The sequence below is a fragment of the Pseudomonas sp. TE6283 genome (assembly GCF_054060555.1).
This window is the reverse complement of record NZ_JBSSDH010000019.1, coordinates 52,571-67,592: the sequence shown is the minus strand read 5'-3', so window position 1 is coordinate 67,592 and position 15,022 is coordinate 52,571. Positions and strand designations below refer to the sequence as shown.

General features: G+C 66.4%; 17 protein-coding genes and 1 pseudogene. 1 reads left to right on the top strand and 17 read right to left on the bottom strand.

Annotated features, from left to right (window positions below):
• Window positions 1-77 precede the first annotated feature (77 nt).
• Window positions 78-1,052, top strand: coding sequence for a polysaccharide deacetylase family protein (locus ACVWZ5_RS21355; protein WP_062574140.1), 975 nt, complete (start codon window positions 78-80; stop codon window positions 1,050-1,052).
• Here the strand turns inward: ACVWZ5_RS21355 and ACVWZ5_RS21350 are convergent.
• The 17 genes and pseudogenes from ACVWZ5_RS21350 to ACVWZ5_RS21270 form a co-directional block, all read right to left on the bottom strand.
• Window positions 1,027-1,523, bottom strand: a pseudogene (locus ACVWZ5_RS21350) (CsgG/HfaB family protein); the annotation flags it as partial. The gene ACVWZ5_RS21355 and the pseudogene ACVWZ5_RS21350 sit on opposite strands and share 26 nt — an antisense overlap.
• Complete coding sequence (locus tag ACVWZ5_RS21345; protein WP_186599780.1) at window positions 1,522-2,901, bottom strand: hypothetical protein; 1,380 nt, start codon at window positions 2,899-2,901, stop codon at window positions 1,522-1,524. The pseudogene ACVWZ5_RS21350 and the gene ACVWZ5_RS21345, both read right to left, overlap by 2 nt.
• A 190-nt stretch (window positions 2,902-3,091) precedes the next feature.
• Window positions 3,092-3,943 (bottom strand): CsgG/HfaB family protein, encoded by an 852-nt coding sequence (locus ACVWZ5_RS21340; RefSeq protein ID WP_062574142.1) that lies wholly within the window; start codon window positions 3,941-3,943, stop codon window positions 3,092-3,094.
• 32 nt (window positions 3,944-3,975) lie between these two features.
• Complete coding sequence (locus tag ACVWZ5_RS21335; protein ID WP_280071527.1) at window positions 3,976-4,395, bottom strand: curli assembly protein CsgF; 420 nt, start codon at window positions 4,393-4,395, stop codon at window positions 3,976-3,978.
• On the bottom strand, window positions 4,392-4,787 hold the full coding sequence (gene csgE, locus ACVWZ5_RS21330; RefSeq protein ID WP_062574143.1) for a curli production assembly/transport protein CsgE: 396 nt from the start codon (window positions 4,785-4,787) through the stop codon (window positions 4,392-4,394). Before csgE ends, ACVWZ5_RS21335 begins: the two co-directional genes overlap by 4 nt.
• Window positions 4,784-5,302 carry a type II secretion system protein gene (locus tag ACVWZ5_RS21325; RefSeq protein ID WP_062574144.1) on the bottom strand — a complete coding sequence of 173 codons (519 nt, stop codon included), beginning with the start codon at window positions 5,300-5,302 and terminating at the stop codon, window positions 4,784-4,786. Before ACVWZ5_RS21325 ends, csgE begins: the two co-directional genes overlap by 4 nt.
• A complete protein-coding gene (locus tag ACVWZ5_RS21320; protein WP_084942667.1) occupies window positions 5,277-5,651 on the bottom strand; it encodes a type II secretion system protein in 375 nt (124 codons plus the stop codon). Before ACVWZ5_RS21320 ends, ACVWZ5_RS21325 begins: the two co-directional genes overlap by 26 nt.
• Window positions 5,652-5,656: 5 nt before the next feature.
• Window positions 5,657-6,130: a type II secretion system protein gene (locus ACVWZ5_RS21315; RefSeq protein WP_028688939.1), complete on the bottom strand. Its 474-nt coding sequence runs from the start codon at window positions 6,128-6,130 to the stop codon at window positions 5,657-5,659.
• Window positions 6,127-8,004, bottom strand: coding sequence for a secretin N-terminal domain-containing protein (locus ACVWZ5_RS21310; RefSeq protein WP_084942661.1), 1,878 nt, complete (start codon window positions 8,002-8,004; stop codon window positions 6,127-6,129). The genes ACVWZ5_RS21315 and ACVWZ5_RS21310 overlap by 4 nt, the downstream gene beginning before the upstream one ends.
• Window positions 8,001-8,501 (bottom strand): hypothetical protein, encoded by a 501-nt coding sequence (locus ACVWZ5_RS21305; RefSeq protein ID WP_062574147.1) that lies wholly within the window; start codon window positions 8,499-8,501, stop codon window positions 8,001-8,003. Before ACVWZ5_RS21305 ends, ACVWZ5_RS21310 begins: the two co-directional genes overlap by 4 nt.
• Window positions 8,501-9,052, bottom strand: a complete 552-nt coding sequence (gene pilO, locus ACVWZ5_RS21300) for a type 4a pilus biogenesis protein PilO (RefSeq protein WP_062574148.1) — start codon at window positions 9,050-9,052, stop codon at window positions 8,501-8,503. The genes ACVWZ5_RS21305 and pilO overlap by 1 nt, the downstream gene beginning before the upstream one ends.
• Entirely contained in the window at window positions 9,039-9,581 is a 543-nt protein-coding gene (locus ACVWZ5_RS21295; RefSeq protein ID WP_096050072.1) for a PilN domain-containing protein, read from the bottom strand. Before ACVWZ5_RS21295 ends, pilO begins: the two co-directional genes overlap by 14 nt.
• A gap of 1 nt (window position 9,582) precedes the next feature.
• Window positions 9,583-10,365 carry a hypothetical protein gene (locus ACVWZ5_RS21290; protein ID WP_457340831.1) on the bottom strand — a complete coding sequence of 261 codons (783 nt, stop codon included), beginning with the start codon at window positions 10,363-10,365 and terminating at the stop codon, window positions 9,583-9,585.
• The gene (locus ACVWZ5_RS21285; protein ID WP_062574150.1) at window positions 10,346-12,034 is read right to left on the bottom strand and encodes a GspE/PulE family protein; all 1,689 of its coding nucleotides are present in this window, start codon (window positions 12,032-12,034) and stop codon (window positions 10,346-10,348) included. The genes ACVWZ5_RS21290 and ACVWZ5_RS21285 overlap by 20 nt, the downstream gene beginning before the upstream one ends.
• Before the next feature lie 54 nt (window positions 12,035-12,088).
• A complete protein-coding gene (locus ACVWZ5_RS21280) occupies window positions 12,089-12,622 on the bottom strand; it encodes a response regulator (protein ID WP_062575729.1) in 534 nt (177 codons plus the stop codon).
• Window positions 12,623-12,861: 239 nt separating this feature from the next.
• Entirely contained in the window at window positions 12,862-13,503 is a 642-nt protein-coding gene (locus ACVWZ5_RS21275; protein ID WP_028688947.1) for a SurA N-terminal domain-containing protein, read from the bottom strand.
• Between the two features lie 21 nt (window positions 13,504-13,524).
• Window positions 13,525-15,003, bottom strand: a complete 1,479-nt coding sequence (locus tag ACVWZ5_RS21270) for a cytochrome c/ABC transporter substrate-binding protein (RefSeq protein WP_238341022.1) — start codon at window positions 15,001-15,003, stop codon at window positions 13,525-13,527.
• Window positions 15,004-15,022: the final 19 nt, after the last annotated feature.

The following is a 15,022-nucleotide window of genomic DNA, read 5'->3' as shown; positions in this document are numbered from 1 at the left end:
CTTTAGGCTGATTATTAGCGATTTTCTCGCTAATTACACTGCCCGGCATCGAAACCCACGCACTCAGGAGCGAACCGATGACCAGCAGAAGAGACTTCGTGAAAGGCACCCTCGCCAGCGGCATCGCCGTGGCGGCGGGCGCGGCACTGGCAAGCGAGCCAGGCAGCGCCCGCGGGACGACGCCAGCTAGCGGTGGTGGCCGGGCGTTCTGGCCCAACGGCGCGCAACTGGTGATCTCGGTGTCGTTGCAGTTCGAATCAGGTGGGCAGCCGGCGCATGCCGAAAGCCCTTTCCCGCAACTGGACCCACGCTACCCCGACACCATAGCCCCCAGCTGGTACCGCTACGGCCCGCTGGAAGGCGTGCCGCGCCTGCTCGCGCTGTTCGACCGGCACGGCATCAAGGTCACCTCGCACATGGTCGGCAAGGCTGTTGAAACCTACCCGGAGCTGGCGGCCGAGGTGGTCCGGCGCGGTCACGAGGCCGCCGGGCACGGCCTGCACTGGGCGCCCCAGTACAGCCTGACGCCTGCAGAGGAGCGCCGCCAGTACGAGCAGGCCAACGCCATCATCGAGCGCGTCACCGGGCAACGTCCGCTGGGCTTCAACGCGTTCTGGATGCGCCACTCCCGCGAGACCCTGAATATCCTCCAGGACCTGGGCTTCCTCTACCACATCGACGACCTGGCCCGTGACGAACCCTCGGTCACCCCGGTGCGCGGCAAGCCGTTCGCCGTGGTGCCCTACACCCTGCGCAACAATGACATCGGCCGCATCGCCGGATCCACGGCGATGACCGGCGCCGCCCTGCTGCAGGAGCTCAAGGACGAGTTCGACGTGCTGTACGCCGAAGGCCGCCAGCGCCGCCGGCTGATGTCGCTGTCGGCCCATGACCGCATCGGCGGCACACCCACCGTGGTGCGGGCGCTGGACCAGTTCTTCGCCTATGCCCGCAGCCATGCCGGGGTGGCCTTCATGCGCAAGGACGACATCGCCCGCTGGACCCTGGCCCAGGGCGACGCGCCGGTCAATCCGCCGCGGGTGTCCAGCTGATCGCTGGGACCGCCTTGTCCCCCGCCCCATCCCCCGCCACCGGCCACAACCGCCGCTCGATCCCCTGGGCCAGCAGGTGGCCCACCGCGGCTTCGATGGCCGACAGCACGCACAACTGCGCCGGCTCGTTGGTGGTGTAGCCCACCTCGGCCTCGAGCAGCTTATTGAACTCGATGAACTTGAACACCCCCGGCGTTCTGCCCGACCGAGTAGATGGTCTTGCTGGTCATCACGTTGACCAGCACCTGGCCGGTGCGCACGTCCCCCATTCGCAGGTTTACGGTCACCTGGTCCACCCGGTACTCGCGAGAGATATCGATCCCCAGGTAACGAGCCCCCTCCCCGCCGCTGCGCACGTTGGTGTCGTAGGCAGTGATGCCGTCTTCCAGCATCATTGGCGGCTTGCACTTCTGTTAGCCGCACCGGTTGCTTCGCGGTCTTTCCCACGATGCGACCAACAGAAAGGATGTTATCGCTCTTGCGCGTGCGTGACTTTCAGGTTGTCTATGACCATTTTCGGGTTCTCGACGTCTTCAACCATGTAAAGGTGCAGGATTTCAGGGCCGTCGACCGTAAGCTCATCCGATCCATAATGCATACCTTCACGGTCATTCAGCAGCCTGTGGTTCTCGGTAAGCGAGAGATCTCTTGTGCATATATCACTGCAGCCCCAGTCGTAACTTACGCGGCGACGCCCGTTGCCAGGCAGTAAAATATCGGTTGAACCTTCGAACTTCAGATGCTTTCCGCTTATCTTGCTTCCACCACCCCCGTGCGAATCGTCGCTGACTTCGCCCGTGCCATGCAATATGAATGTCGATCCATCAACTTTGAATTCCTTTCGCTCACCGGTCTGCTCGGATTCAAAATCAACGTTGGAGGTGACGATGGGCCGTCCCACCGCCTGGTCTCCCTCATCGTAGGTAAACTGCATGACCTGGTCCTTTGCCGTGGGAAACTTGATTCGGATGACAGGAACCGCCTGGCCATAAGCTGCGTGATAACGGACCTGGTCAAATTGCGCCAGCAAGCCCGCTCGCGTTTGACCCTCTACATAGAAAAATGCATATAAAGGCAAGTCTGCGCCCACGCCGACTTTCCAGACGGGCAGCAAAATCTCGTTGTAGCTCGCCCATGCACTGGCACTCAAACCCGCTCTGACTTTTATGGGCATCTCAAACCACTGAGCTCTCATACCTGCAGGTTCTTCACGCAGGTCCCATCCGCAGAACCTTGCTCGCCTGATGTCATCCGCGCTGTACTTTTCCAGCCACTGTTCCGCACTGTTCACACCTATTTTCTGGCAGGCATCAGTCGTGCTTTCAAAGTTTCGCTGTGGGCCACATCCCTGCGCCGTCTCACGGTTGTCAGTACCCCCGTCAGTCGGGAAAGTACACAGTACTTGTAGATCCCTGATCTTGCCTTCCGGTATGGCCTGAAGTGGCGGAAACAAGAAACCATTGTACCGCTCAGCCGGGCTGGCGAAGTTGGAGTCGCGGCGTACCCAGGAAAACGCAATAGCACCTTTGTCCGTGTGCTTCGGGCTCGGGTCCCAAGAAAAAACGTCCGGATCGGTCCCTGTAGCGCGCATTTCGATACCGCTGCACAGGTAACTCGGCTTGTCTGGCCCTCCACAGTCTTCGGTGGTGGAGTTATACCAAACCTTTAGCTGCGCGATTGCCTGCTCGCCGCGCTTGTTCAATTCGATCAATTGCTGTGGCTTGTCGGTCTCACTTATGAGTATCTGGGTCTGTGCAACCGGACGGTCAGGCTGAACAGAGGACGTGTATGGTCCGCAACCGACCAAACCACCAATGATTAAAAATAACAGGCGTTTCCGAGCCAGCATTACCGAGCACCTTTTCCGAGTTAACCTCTCAGCCCGCGCACGCAGAGGTGGCAACGGGCGTTGATGCTATTTGTTCACAGGAAAAAAGTGACGGCTACTGGCAGTTCTATCAGGTCATCGTCGTGACGTTAGCGATACAGCATTATTGAATGTACAGGGTGTCGCCTGTATCGGACTCTTCGCGGGGCAATCAGGGCTGCTGATTCTGGCTCAGGTACTTGTCCACCGTCGCCTTACCATCCGCTGGGTCCCCCGCCACCTGCCACAACCGCCGTTCAATCCCCTGCGCCAGCAAATGCCCCACCGCCGCCTCGATCGCCGACAGCACACACAGCTGCGCCGGCTCGTTGGTGGTGTAGCCCACCTCGGCCTCGAGCAGCTTCTTGAACTCGATGAACTTGAACACCCCGGCGTTCTGCCCGACCGAGTAGATGGTCTTGCTGGTCATCACGTTGGCCAGCACCTGGCCGGTGCGCACGTCCACCGCCCGCAGGTTGACCGTGACCTGGTCGACCCGGTACTCGCGGGACAGGCCGATGCCCAGGTAGCGGGCCCCCTCGCCGCCGCTGCGCACATTGGTGTCGTAGGCGATGATGCCGCCCTCGAGCATCAGGTTGGCCGCCTGCAACGGCGGCAGCTCGCCCTGGATGTTTTCCGCCACATCGGGTTTCTTCTGCGAGGCGCGGATGATCTTGCGTTCGGTCAGCAGGTTCTGCAGGCCCTCGCGCTCCAGCACCACGAACCAGCCGCTGGCGTTGAGCGCGTCCATCAGCATGCTCGCCGCCCCCTGGGTGACGCTGGTGGAGAACGAACTGGCCGGGGTCGGCTTGTACTGCCCGGTCTGGTCGCGGAAACCGTACACCACCGCCATCAGCCGACCGCGGGGCCGGGGCATGTTGACCAGGTCATAATAGGTCGAGGCCCGCGGCGTCAGCGTCGGGGTCTCGGGGTCCTGTTCGGCGGGCATCGGCTCGCGCAGGCCGCAACCTGGCAGGCTACCCAGGGCGACGAGGACCAGCAATGTGCTCAGCAGGCGTTTCATGGCGTTCTCTCCCCAGTAAAGACCCGCCCCTCTCAGGGGTTCAGGCCGCTGACCTCGATGATCGAGACTTCCCCGGTGGCCCGGTCGGTGACCTTGATGCTCAGCGCCCCCGAGTCGTCGATGACGTCGATCAGGAAAGCGTCGGTGGACATGCTGCCGGTGTTGCCGTTGCTGATGTTGTCCAGCAATTGCCCGAGCAGGCGCGACTCGAGCTGGTTGCTGAAGCGTTCCAGGGCCGAGGTGCCGGCGAACGCCGAAGTGCGGTCCTTGAGGTCGGGATCGTCGTAGTCGTTCTGCGCCTGGGCGTTGTTCAACAGCCAGGTGCCATTGATCGGATTGCCGCCGAAGGACGGATTGACCGGGGTGTACACCAGCTCGGTGGCCAAGGCCTGGCCACCGAGGCCGGCGGCCAGCAGGAAGGCGGCGATGCGTCGTGCAAGGTGGGTGCTCATAGCTCGTCCCTCTCAAGATCAGTTGTGTCCTGCAGCAGTCGTTGCAGCTTGCGCTGGACGATCTGCTGCCTGACCAGGTCGGCGGCCGCGATGGCCTCGTCGTTGAGTTGCGTGGTGTTGGGCGGCAGGAAACGCCGGTACAGCACCTCGCGCTCGTACTCCACCGTCACCAGGCTGCCCCAGCGGGCATCCGGGCGTTCGCGCACCACCAGGTTGAAGTCGAGCCGGCTGGTGGCGCGCAACCGGTCGCTGAAGGCGTGATAGAAGTCGTGGCCGATGTGCGAGATGGTGTTGTCGACGATAAAACCCATCATCTCGTCCTCGGCGCCCGCCCGGGCCTGGCCCTGCAGCAGGACCAGGCACAGGCACAGCAGCGCGGCCAGGCGTTTCATGGCGCTTCTCCCGGGGCTGCGTGCTGGCGGGCGCCGCCGGCGCTTTCGGCAAAAGCCTGCTCGGCGACGAACTGCCAGTCGCTGTAGTGCTCCAGCCCCTCGAAACCGTTCCACTGGGCATCAAAGCCGCTGCGTTTGAGCGGCGTGGCCTCGGAGCGGCTGTACACCCCGGTGATGCGACCATCGACCGCGCGCAGCAGGCCCCATTCTTCACCGCCGATCGGGTCTGGATAGAGCCTGCGCAAGTGACGCTGCGGCGCCGGGAAACGGTTGTCCTCCACCAGTTCACCCAGGTCCTGTGGGTACTGGGCCAAGCCCGGCGAGGCGCGATAGTAGCTGCGCAAGGCCTGGGCATACTGACCGCCCACCCACAGCAGCTGGCGCTCACGCTCGCGCTGCACGCTGGTGGCCCACAGGGTGCCGGTGGCCGCCAGGGCCACGCTGCTGACGGCGATCAGCAGCAGCACGCCCAGGTAGGTGAAGCCGGTTTCACCATTCGGCATAGAGGCTGCCATCACGCGCCCTCCCGCTTGCTCCACTCTTGATGTCGGCCACCCCGCCGGCCACGCCCTCGGGCGGTGGCAGCAGTTGCCAGGCATCGCGGCGCTCGGTGATCGGGTCGACCGGGGTGTTACGCAGGTAGCGCTGCTCAACCAATTGGTCGAGGGAATCGGGGTAGTGCCCGGTGTCGCCGTAGTAGTGGTCCAGGGCCTCGCGCAGCACCGCCAGGCTCTGGCGCAGGGTGGCCTCGCGGGAGGCCTCCAGGCTGTTGAAGTAGCGCGGCATGGCGATGGTCATCAAGGTGGCGATAATTGCCATCACCACCAGCAGTTCGATGAGGGTGAAGCCTTTGCTCGGTTTCATCGCCGTCACCATTGCCCGTAGGGAACGTTGTTGAGGCCTTTGCCGGCGGCCTTGGAATAGACGTCGAACACGTCCTCGCCCTCGCGCGGATTGTCGGCAGCGCTGTCATAGGCGCGCAGGCCCCAGTCGCCCTGGTCGTCGGCCTTGACCGCGCGCAGCGGATCGTGGGGGATGCGCCGCAGGAAGTAGAACTTCGCGCCCTTGGCGCTGCGCACATCGCGCACGCCATCTACCAGCACCTGCAAGTTCGGCGGATAGCCACTGGCGTTCAGGCGCTTCTCGATGTAGCCGGCGTCGAAGGCGCGCTTGTAGGCATCGATGGCGTCGCGGATCTGGTACAGGGCCTCGCGCAGCTGCTGCTCCTTGCCCCGTCGCACCACGGTTTCGGTCAGTGGCGCGGCCATGCTGGCGAGCAGCCCGAGCAGCGCCAGGGTCAGCACCACCTCGATCAGGCTGAAGCCCTGCTGGCGGGGTGTCATGGCCGTGGCCTCGGGCTGGCCGGCACTACCGCCATCTGCCCTTCCACCCGTGGCGCCCCCTGCGACTCGTCGTCCGGGGCCTCGGTGGGCACGGCGCTGGCCGGCACCGGCTGGGCCAGCTGGCGCACCTGCAGGGCCGACTCGGTTCCGGTGGCGAACTCCATGTCCGACGGGCTCTGGTACGGCAGGTTGCGCACGATACGCGGGGTGATCGCCAGCACCAGTTCGGACTTGCTCATGTCGTCCTTGTTGCTGCCGAACAGCCGACCCAGGCCGGGAATGTCACCCAGCCCCGGGATCTTGTTGCCGCTGGCGTTGTGGTCGTTGCGCACCAGCCCGGCCAGCACCTGGGTCTCGCCGTCGTGCAGGCGCAGGCTGGTCTGGGCGTTGCGGGTGTCGACCTGGACCGGAATGGTGCCCTGGCGGGTCGCTTCCAGGGGTGTGGCGTTGCTCACTTCCAGGGCCACCTTGATCGCCACCTCGTTGTTCAGGTGCACGGTGGGCTGTACTTCGAGCTTGAGGCCGACGTCCAGGTAGGTGACGCTTTCGGTGATCACCGGGCCTTGGGTCGAGGGCACCGAGGTGGCGCTGATGATCGGCACCCGCTGGCCGATGTGGATGCGCGCCTGCTCGCGGTTGCTGACCCGGATCACCGGGCTGGCCAGGGTGTTGATGTCCTTGTCCTGGGCATTGATCTTGGCCTGTGGCGCCGGCGAGATGCTGATGCGGCTGGAGTCGATGCCGCGCAGCTGGTCGAGCACGCTCACCGACTTGCCATCGCTGGTCAGCACGCCGAAGGTGTTGGGCCATTGCAGGCCAAGGTCGAGGATGCGCGAGGTGGCCACCTCCATCACCTCCACCTCCAGCACCACCTCGGGGTTGGACTGGTCCTGGGACTGCAGCAGCTTCTCGGCCATGCGCACGGCGTCGGGGGTGTCGCGCATGGTCAGGGTGTTGAGGCGCTCGTCGACGAACACATCACGGGTCTTGAGCATGGTCTTGACCATGTTCAGCGCAGTGTTGGCGTCGATGCTGGTCAGGTAGAAGGTGCGCATGACCAGTTCCTGGTAGTCCTTGGTCTTCTGCGGTGAGTCCGGGTAGACCAGCAGGGTGTTGTCGTTGACGATCTTCTGGCGCAACTGGTTCTGTTCCAGCAACAGGGCCACGGCGTCCTCGATGCGCACCTCGCGCACGAAGATGGTGGCCTTCATGTCCGGGCGCAGGTCCTTGTCGAAGATGAAGTTGATCCCGGCGACCTGGGCCAGCACCTCGAAGATGGTCTTCAGGTCGGCATCGCGAAACTCCAGGGTCACCGGGCGCTCCAGCTTGCTGCGCAGCTGCGGGTACGGCGTGGCGGTACGCGCCTGGACGTTCTCGATATCGCTGCGCAGGGTCTGGCCCTTCTGGTTCTGCGGATCCAGGCGCAGCACCTCGCGCATGTAGCGTTCGGCGCCGAACAGGTCGCCCTGGCGCAACGCCGCCTGGCCGAGGGCGACGCGATCGTCGAGGGTGCGGATCAACTCCAGCTGGCGGATGCCTTCCTGGGCGCGGCGGTTGTTGGTCTCTATGGTCAGCACCCGGCCGTAGCCCATGCGCGCGCCGGCGAAGTCGTGGCGCGCGCGGTCGCTGTCGGCCTGGGTCAGCAGCGCCTCCACCGCCGCCTGGCGGCCATGGGCCAGGGCGATGTTCAGTTCGGTGTCGCGCGGGTCCTCGCGCAGGGCCTCCTCCAGGCGGGCGATCCCCGCCTCGTACTGGCCTTCCTTGATCAGTTCCTGGCTGTCCTTGCGCGCGGCGCTCGAGCCGCATCCGCCGATGGCCACGCACAGGGCCAGGAGCATGAACGGCGCAGGCTTGCACAACTTCGACGATTTCATGGTGCGCTCCCGACAGACAGGGTCTGTGGCTGGTGCAGTGGCAGGTAGACCAGGCCCAGCTCGGTGGCCGAGACGTGGTCCAGACGGTAGGTGTCATCGATCACATCGCCCTGGCGCACGACGTAGAGCTTGTCGCCGCTCTGCAGGAAGATCTGCAGGTCGTCGCGCTCGCCCATGCGGCCGATGAAGCGAAACGGCAGCGTCGGGGCAGTGGGCGCGACGGTCACCGGGGCGGTGAGCACGGGTTGTTCGGTGACGGTGGCCAGGGCCTGGGGTGGGGTCCATTGCTGGCTGGGGAACAGGTCGCGTGATGGCCTTACCGCCTCATCGCGGGGCAAGCCTGCTTCCACGTTGGTGGAAGCTGCGAGGGAGCGGGCTTGCCCCACGATCGGGCCGGCCTCCTCTTCCTCCAGGCCGAACCAGTGCCCCGGCGCCCACGCCAGCGCGGCGCTCAGCCCCAGGAACCCGACCCACATCACCGCACGCTGAGTGTTCATCACGACCTCGACAGGTAAAGGGTCATGCGCACACGACCGGTCAGTTCCCGGTCACCGATCCGCTTGCGTTGCAGCTCCAGGTCTTCCAGCACCAGGGTCGGCAATTGGCCGATCAGCGCCTTGAGGAAGCCGCGGATCTGCGGGTAGCTGCCGCGTACCGGCAGGACGATCTGATAGCGCGCCAGCTGGGTCTTGGGGTCCACCCCCAGGGCGTATTCACCGCGGGACAGGCTGATGCGCTCGGCGCTGGCCAGGTGGTACAGGCGCTCGATCAGTTCGCTGGCCTGGGGCTGGCCGGGCAGCTGCTGGCGCAGTTCGTCCAGCGCCTGTTGCTCTGGCCGGGCCTGGACCTTCAGCTCGCCACGCGCCAGACGCTGCACCTGGGCGCTGGCGTCGGCCTCGCTGGCGCGCAGCTCGCGCACTGCCTGCCACTGCGGCAGCACCCCGACAAGGGCGACGGCCAGCGCCAGGGCGCCGACCAGCAGTGCGGCCAGCCCTGCCCGGCCCAGGCGCCGCAGCGCTTCATGGACGATCAGGCTAGGGACGCGCATGGCCGGTCTCCCAGGTGGCGGTGAGGTTGAAACGCACCGGATGCTCGGCCTGCCCGGCCAGCACCTCATGGTTGAGCAGCGACACGTCGGAGAGCTCGCCGCTGCGTTCCAGGCGCTGGTGGTACTGCAGCATCGCCTCTAGGTTGCGCGCCTCGGCGCTGATGCGAACCTGGCCCTTGCGCGCGTCGGGGGTGAGGCTGAGCAACGCCACGTCTTCCTGCGGCATCGCCTCGAGCATGGCGAACAGCTGCTGCCAGGGCCGCTGAAGCTGCTGCGAGACGCTGCGCATCTGTGCCAGGCGCTCGGCCTGCTCGCGGATCACCGCGCTGCTCTGCGCGGCGGCGGTCGCCGGGCGCCGGCCGAGCTTGAGTTCGAGCTGATGCACGCGGCCTTCCAGGTCCACCTGCTCGCTCACCAGTTGCTGCTGGGCCAGCACCAGCACCGCCAGCACGGCCCCCCCCAGGGCCAATAGCGACCAGGCCAGAGGGCTGCTGTGACGGGGCTGGAATTCCAGGTCGAGGCGGCGCATCTCAGGCCACCGCCCGCCACATGGCGCACAACGGGTCGGCCTCGGCGCTCGGCGCGCACAGCTGCACCGCCGCCAGCTGCGAGGCCGCCGTGCGCCCCGGCGCATGCAGGTACACCCGCGGCGGCTGCTCGCCGTACAGCTCGCACGTGCGCTCGATCAGCGCCTGCAGGGCCTGGTCGCTGTCGGCACAGCCCTGGGCCAGCACCTGTTGCCAGGCACCGCCGGCGGCCAGCAGCAGCACGCTGCGGCGCGGCTCGGCGAGCACGAAGAGGAAGTCGCCCCGGGCCAACTGCGCCGAGCAGCGGTTGTAGGCGGCCATCAGGTAAGGCTGCACCGAGCGCAGGCTCAGGCGGCTTTCCCGGCCCAGGGCCTGCAGGTCCTGAAGTAGCGCCTCGGGCAGCGCGGTGGCGATGCGCGCGGCACCCGCCGGCTCCGGCGACAGCACGATGCGCCAGTCGTCCAGGGCCTGGCCGTAGAGGTGTTCGAAGCAGGCCCGGGCGTAGGTGTCCAGCTCGTCCGGGGTGCCGATGGCGTCGCTCCAGGGCACCAGGCAGAAGCGGCTGTAGCGGGCCGAGAGCAGCACCCGCAGTTGCGCACCGCGTGAGGGGTGCTCGCCGAGCAGGCCGGCCAGGGCCTCCAGGGCCGGGGCCCAGGCGGGTTGGGTGGCGTCGCAACTGAAGGCACGGCTGCCCAGCCACTGGTGTTGATCACCGTGCCAGCGACCCAGGCCGACACCCTCGGCGCCGAGCACGGCGCAGTACCGATCAGGCGATAAATGTGACACGGTTGACCTCCTCGAGTGTGGTGCGGCCGTCGCGGACCAGGTCCAGGGCCGAGGCACGCAGCAGGCGCAGGCCACGTTGGCAGGCCAGCTGCTTGATCTGCGCGAGCGGGCGGCGTTCGACGATCATCTGCCGCAGGTCGTCGTCCAGGTGCAGCAGCTCGGCGATGGCGTTGCGCCCGCGGTAGCCACTGCCACGGCACTGGCCGCAACCCTGGGCGCGCACGAAGCGCCAGCCGGCCACCGCGTCACGGGCCAGGCCCGAGGCGGCCAGCAGTTCGTCGTCGGGCTCGCAGGGCGCCGCGCAATGCACACAGGCCAGGCGCACCAGACGCTGGGCCAGCACGGCGTTGAGCGCCGAGACAAAGCTGTAGGGGTCGACCTGCATCTGGCTGAAACGGCCGATCACATCGAACACGTTGTTGGCGTGGATGGTGGTGAACACCAGGTGCCCGGTGAGCGCCGACTGCACGGCGATCTGCGCGGTGTCCGGGTCGCGGATCTCGCCGACCAGGATCTTGTCCGGGTCGTGGCGCAGGATCGAACGCAGGCCGCGGGCGAAGGTCAGGCCCTTCTTCTCGTTGACCGGGATCTGCAGCACGCCGGGCAGCTGGTACTCGACCGGGTCCTCGATGGTGATGATCTTGTCGACGCCGTGGTTGATCTCGCTGAGCATGGCGTACAGCGTGGTGGTCTTGCCGCTGCCGGTGGGCCCGGTGACCAGGATCATGCCGTAGGGCTCGCTGGCCAGCCGGCGCAGGGCGCGCAGGGTGTGTTCCTCGAAACCCAGCGCCTGCAGCTGCACGCCACTGACCTGGTCGGACAGGTCCTGCTTGTCCAGCACCCGCAGCACCGCGTCCTCGCCGAAGATGCTTGGCATGATCGAGACGCGAAAATCGATCTGCCGCTCGCCGATGGCCACCTTGAAGCGCCCGTCCTGTGGCACGCGCTTCTCGCCGATGTCCAGTTCGGCCATGACCTTGATCCGCGAGATCACCTGCTCGGCGAAGGCGCTGCCGCTGGCCTTGCCGGCACCGTTTAGCACGCCGTCGATGCGGTACTTGATGGTCAGGCCCTGGCCGGTCATGCCTAAGTGGATGTCGCTGGCGTGCAGCTTGAGGGCGTCGTACAGGGTCGAGTTGACCAGCTTGACCACCCGGCTCTGGTCTTCGCTGATGCTGGTCAGCGACAGGCGCTGCAGCGGGTCGGCCTCGCCGCCGGCCTCCGAGTCGTGGCCGAGGGCGTCGACGGCGTGGAAGCTCTCTTCGTGGCGGGCCAGGAATGCGGCCAGGTCGGCGGCATGGACCAGGTACAGCGGGGCGCCCTGCAGGCAGTCGTCGATCCAGGCCAGGCGGGCGCTGTCGAAGGGGTCGGCGAACACGCCGACGCGCTCGCCATCGTGCTCGACGAGGGCGAATTCACGCTTCAGGCATTGCGCCAGGCTGACCAGGTCGAAGGCCGGGGCGCAGGCGAACAAGGTCTGGGTGGCGAGCACCGGGTAATGCAGGGTGATGGCCAGGCGCTGGGTGAAGGTGGCGGGCGTGTCACCGGCGAGGCGCTCCAGGCAGGCCAGCAGGCGCTCTTCGCCGGCTTGCTGGCGGGCCTGGGTCAAGAGGTCGCGGGGGTAGCCCCGCGATGGGTCCAGTGGATCTGTATCGAATGCCTGGGACATGGCCTGCGACTCCGCTCAGGGGCGGCGCCGCAGGCTGGGGGACCTTGGGCGCCGCTATTCCCCGGTGAGCAGTTGTCCGTCGTCAGGCTCGCCTGGCTCGGCGCCGTTGCGTCGGCGGTCGGCCAGCACCCAGCTGCCATCGTACAACTGCAAGGGGAACGATTCGTTCCTGTTCTGGCGTCGTTCGACGAACCCCGCGGCCGGCTGGTCGGTGCTCCTGCGCTGGCGCTCGATGCCCATCAGGTCGAAGACGGCGCGGGCCAGTTCCATCAGCGGGAACGGCTTGAACAGGACATGGGTCACACCCAGCTCGGCGGCGCGCTCACGGACCTCGGCGGTCGGGTGGGCGGTGATCAGCACGAAATGACACGACCTGTTCCTGCGCACGGTCTCCAGGACCTGAAACCCCTCCATGTCGGGCAAGCGGTAATCCAGCACGATCACGTCCGGTGCCAGGTTCTCGGCCAGTTCGATACCCGTGGTACCGTCGTGGGCGAGATGGACCTCCAGACCTTGCGCCTGCAGATACGCTTGCAGGTTCTGCGCAAGGGTCTGTTCGTCATCGACTACCAATACTCTGTTCACCAAGGTCCACTCCCATGAACTGCCCGGTTCCCCGGTCTGCGAAGTGCGGCCTTGTAGAGGCTTGAGCAGGCTTCGTGCCAGGCATGAAAAGTCATTGCGCACCGCTTTCAAGTCATTGATATCGTTGTAGCTTTCAATCCATTTCAGGTCGTGCCGGCAGACCTTCCCCCACAACCGGGGAAGTTGATGGCACTTTGCCTTTGGGGCATTCCCCAACAATGGGGACACGCCTTGGCGTCCCTTCAGTCGGCGCGCTCCACTGTAGCGGAATCACGCAAACGTTGGCGCACTGCTTGCCGCGCCTGGGCCTGCAATTGCGCGACAAGCGCATCCCTGGCCAGGCGCAGGCCGTGTTCAGATGAGACAGAAGTATTATCACTTTGGTTCTGCATCCCTTGCAGTCTTTGCCCATTGGCCTGATGGAAGGCCGCCACCTCGGCTTCGCTGGGCGACGCCACCGCCGTCAAGCGGGCGTAGACCTGCTGGGCGGCCATCTCCTGTCGAGTGTAGTCAGCGAAGCTGCGCCGATCGAAGCCCGCCTCCTCCAGCCGCCGCTCGAACACCGCGGGGCTGCCGAAGGCCGCCTCCACCTCGCCGACCCGCGCCGTCACCTGCGCGTCACTGACCTCGATACCCTGGCGCTGGGCCTCCTGCCACAGCAGCTCCTTGTCGATCAGCTCATCCAGGGCCTGCTCGCGCAGACGCTGGTACAGGTTGGGGTTGCGGATGCTCGCCACCGCCCGCCCCTGGGCCTGGAGGTATTCGCTGAAGTAGTGCTCCAGGCGCAGCACGCCGATATCCACGCCATTGACCCGCGCCACCGGCGTGTCGGCGTGACTTGCCAGGGCAAGCAATGACAGCAGGCAGGCAATCAGTACGCGCATGGTGATCCACTCCTGAAAGGGTCATGGTATGTCCGGTACCGGACGATACGGCGCCACCTCGGCAAAGCTCGGCCCCGGCAGGCTCACCGCCACCACATGGGCGCCGGCCATGCCCTGGCGACGTCCGGGGCCGAAGCCCAGCAGCGGTGTCAGGCCGGTGTCGACGTCATGCAGCCGTTCCAGGGCGCCGAGCAGTTGTTCGCGGCTGGCGTCGCGCCCCACCTGTTTCAGCGCTTCGACCAGCACCTGCCAGGCGCACAGCGTGCTGACCTGCAATGACGCCTGACGTGGCTCCAGCCCCTGGCGCTGCTGCACGCCGGCCAGGGTCGCCCGGCCACGGGCGGTCCAGTCGCCGGGCACGAACGGATAGGCCAGCAGCACCCGCCGCGACCAGGCCGGTGCCAGCCCCGGCACGGCACCGGCCACCTGGCTCGACGCGGCAAGCAGGTAGGGTTTGCGTCCGCCGGCCTGCAGACTGGCGGCCAGCTCGGCAAACGCCTGGGCACGCCCCAGGAAGACGATGCCCTCGCCCGCCAGCGCCTGGCCCGTGAACGCTTGTGCGGATACACCGGTAAAGCCCAACTGGCGCAAACGCTGCTGTACGACCTGCGCCACCTCGACCTGGTCTTCGCCGGCATAGACCAGCTGCACGGCATCGGCGGCCAGGCCAAGGCTGTCGCGGGCATGCAGGGCCACGCTGAGCAATTGCTCGGGCACGCCCGGCAAAGGGTCGAATACCTGAGCGCTGCCGCCACTGCGCGGCGTGGCGCCGATCAGCGGCAGGCCCGCCTGTTCCAGCTGGCGACTGTCGAGCTGCGGTGCCACGGGCGCAATCAGGGCGAAAACCCGCTCACGCTGGATCAACTGGTCCAGCGCCTGCGCGGTACTGGCCGAATCCGGTCCCGGGTCCAGCGCAATCAGCTGCAACCGGCGGCCATGGATGCCCCCCGCCTGGTTCAGCTGTTCGACGCCATCCTCCAGCACCGCCCTCACCGTCCGTCCGGTCTCGGCCAGCGGGCCCTGTTCGGGGAGCAAGGTACCCAGGCGCAAGGTGCTCTCCTCCACGCCCGGGTCGCGGTCCTCGCCCAAGCGCTTGAGGTAGGCCACCAGGTTGCGCTGGTCGGCCAGGCTCAGCTCGAAGCGCGGCATGGCCGGGTCCAGCCGATTGCCGGCAGGATCGACCCCACTGCGCACGACCCGCGCCAGGCTGGCTTCGGTATAGGCCGGGTAGCGTCGGTTGTTGGCCTCGCGATCGCCCGTGCCGAGGGCCAGGCGCTGCCAGTCCAGGCTCGGCGGGCGTACCCCGCCCTCACTGCGGCCGCGCCCGTCGTTGCCGTGGCAACTGGCGCACGGCAGCACGCTGGCCGGCACGCTCATGTCCCCCGGCCCCACCCGGGCCAGCAACTGGGCGTCGCTGCTGGAGACGCCTTCGCGGTAGAGGCGTTTGCCGGCGAGTTCCTGTTCGCTCAGTTGCACCGCCCCGCACAGGCACCACCCCATCACGAGCAGGATCAACGTG

Excerpts from the sequence above, each read along its gene's own strand:
- ACVWZ5_RS21355 (WP_062574140.1), top strand. The coding sequence starts at position 78 with ATGACCAGCAGAAGAGACTTCGTGAAAGGCACCCTCGCCAGCGGCATC.
- ACVWZ5_RS21345 (WP_186599780.1), bottom strand. The coding sequence starts at position 2,901 with ATGCTGGCTCGGAAACGCCTGTTATTTTTAATCATTGGTGGTTTGGTC.
- ACVWZ5_RS21340 (WP_062574142.1), bottom strand. The coding sequence starts at position 3,943 with ATGAAACGCCTGCTGAGCACATTGCTGGTCCTCGTCGCCCTGGGTAGC.
- ACVWZ5_RS21335 (WP_280071527.1), bottom strand. The coding sequence starts at position 4,395 with ATGAGCACCCACCTTGCACGACGCATCGCCGCCTTCCTGCTGGCCGCC.
- csgE (WP_062574143.1), bottom strand. The coding sequence starts at position 4,787 with ATGAAACGCCTGGCCGCGCTGCTGTGCCTGTGCCTGGTCCTGCTGCAG.
- ACVWZ5_RS21325 (WP_062574144.1), bottom strand. The coding sequence starts at position 5,302 with ATGGCAGCCTCTATGCCGAATGGTGAAACCGGCTTCACCTACCTGGGC.
- ACVWZ5_RS21320 (WP_084942667.1), bottom strand. The coding sequence starts at position 5,651 with ATGAAACCGAGCAAAGGCTTCACCCTCATCGAACTGCTGGTGGTGATG.
- ACVWZ5_RS21315 (WP_028688939.1), bottom strand. The coding sequence starts at position 6,130 with ATGACACCCCGCCAGCAGGGCTTCAGCCTGATCGAGGTGGTGCTGACC.
- ACVWZ5_RS21310 (WP_084942661.1), bottom strand. The coding sequence starts at position 8,004 with ATGAAATCGTCGAAGTTGTGCAAGCCTGCGCCGTTCATGCTCCTGGCC.
- ACVWZ5_RS21305 (WP_062574147.1), bottom strand. The coding sequence starts at position 8,501 with ATGAACACTCAGCGTGCGGTGATGTGGGTCGGGTTCCTGGGGCTGAGC.
- pilO (WP_062574148.1), bottom strand. The coding sequence starts at position 9,052 with ATGCGCGTCCCTAGCCTGATCGTCCATGAAGCGCTGCGGCGCCTGGGC.
- ACVWZ5_RS21295 (WP_096050072.1), bottom strand. The coding sequence starts at position 9,581 with ATGCGCCGCCTCGACCTGGAATTCCAGCCCCGTCACAGCAGCCCTCTG.
- ACVWZ5_RS21285 (WP_062574150.1), bottom strand. The coding sequence starts at position 12,034 with ATGTCCCAGGCATTCGATACAGATCCACTGGACCCATCGCGGGGCTAC.
- ACVWZ5_RS21275 (WP_028688947.1), bottom strand. The coding sequence starts at position 13,503 with ATGCGCGTACTGATTGCCTGCCTGCTGTCATTGCTTGCCCTGGCAAGT.
- ACVWZ5_RS21270 (WP_238341022.1), bottom strand. The coding sequence starts at position 15,003 with ATGGGGTGGTGCCTGTGCGGGGCGGTGCAACTGAGCGAACAGGAACTC.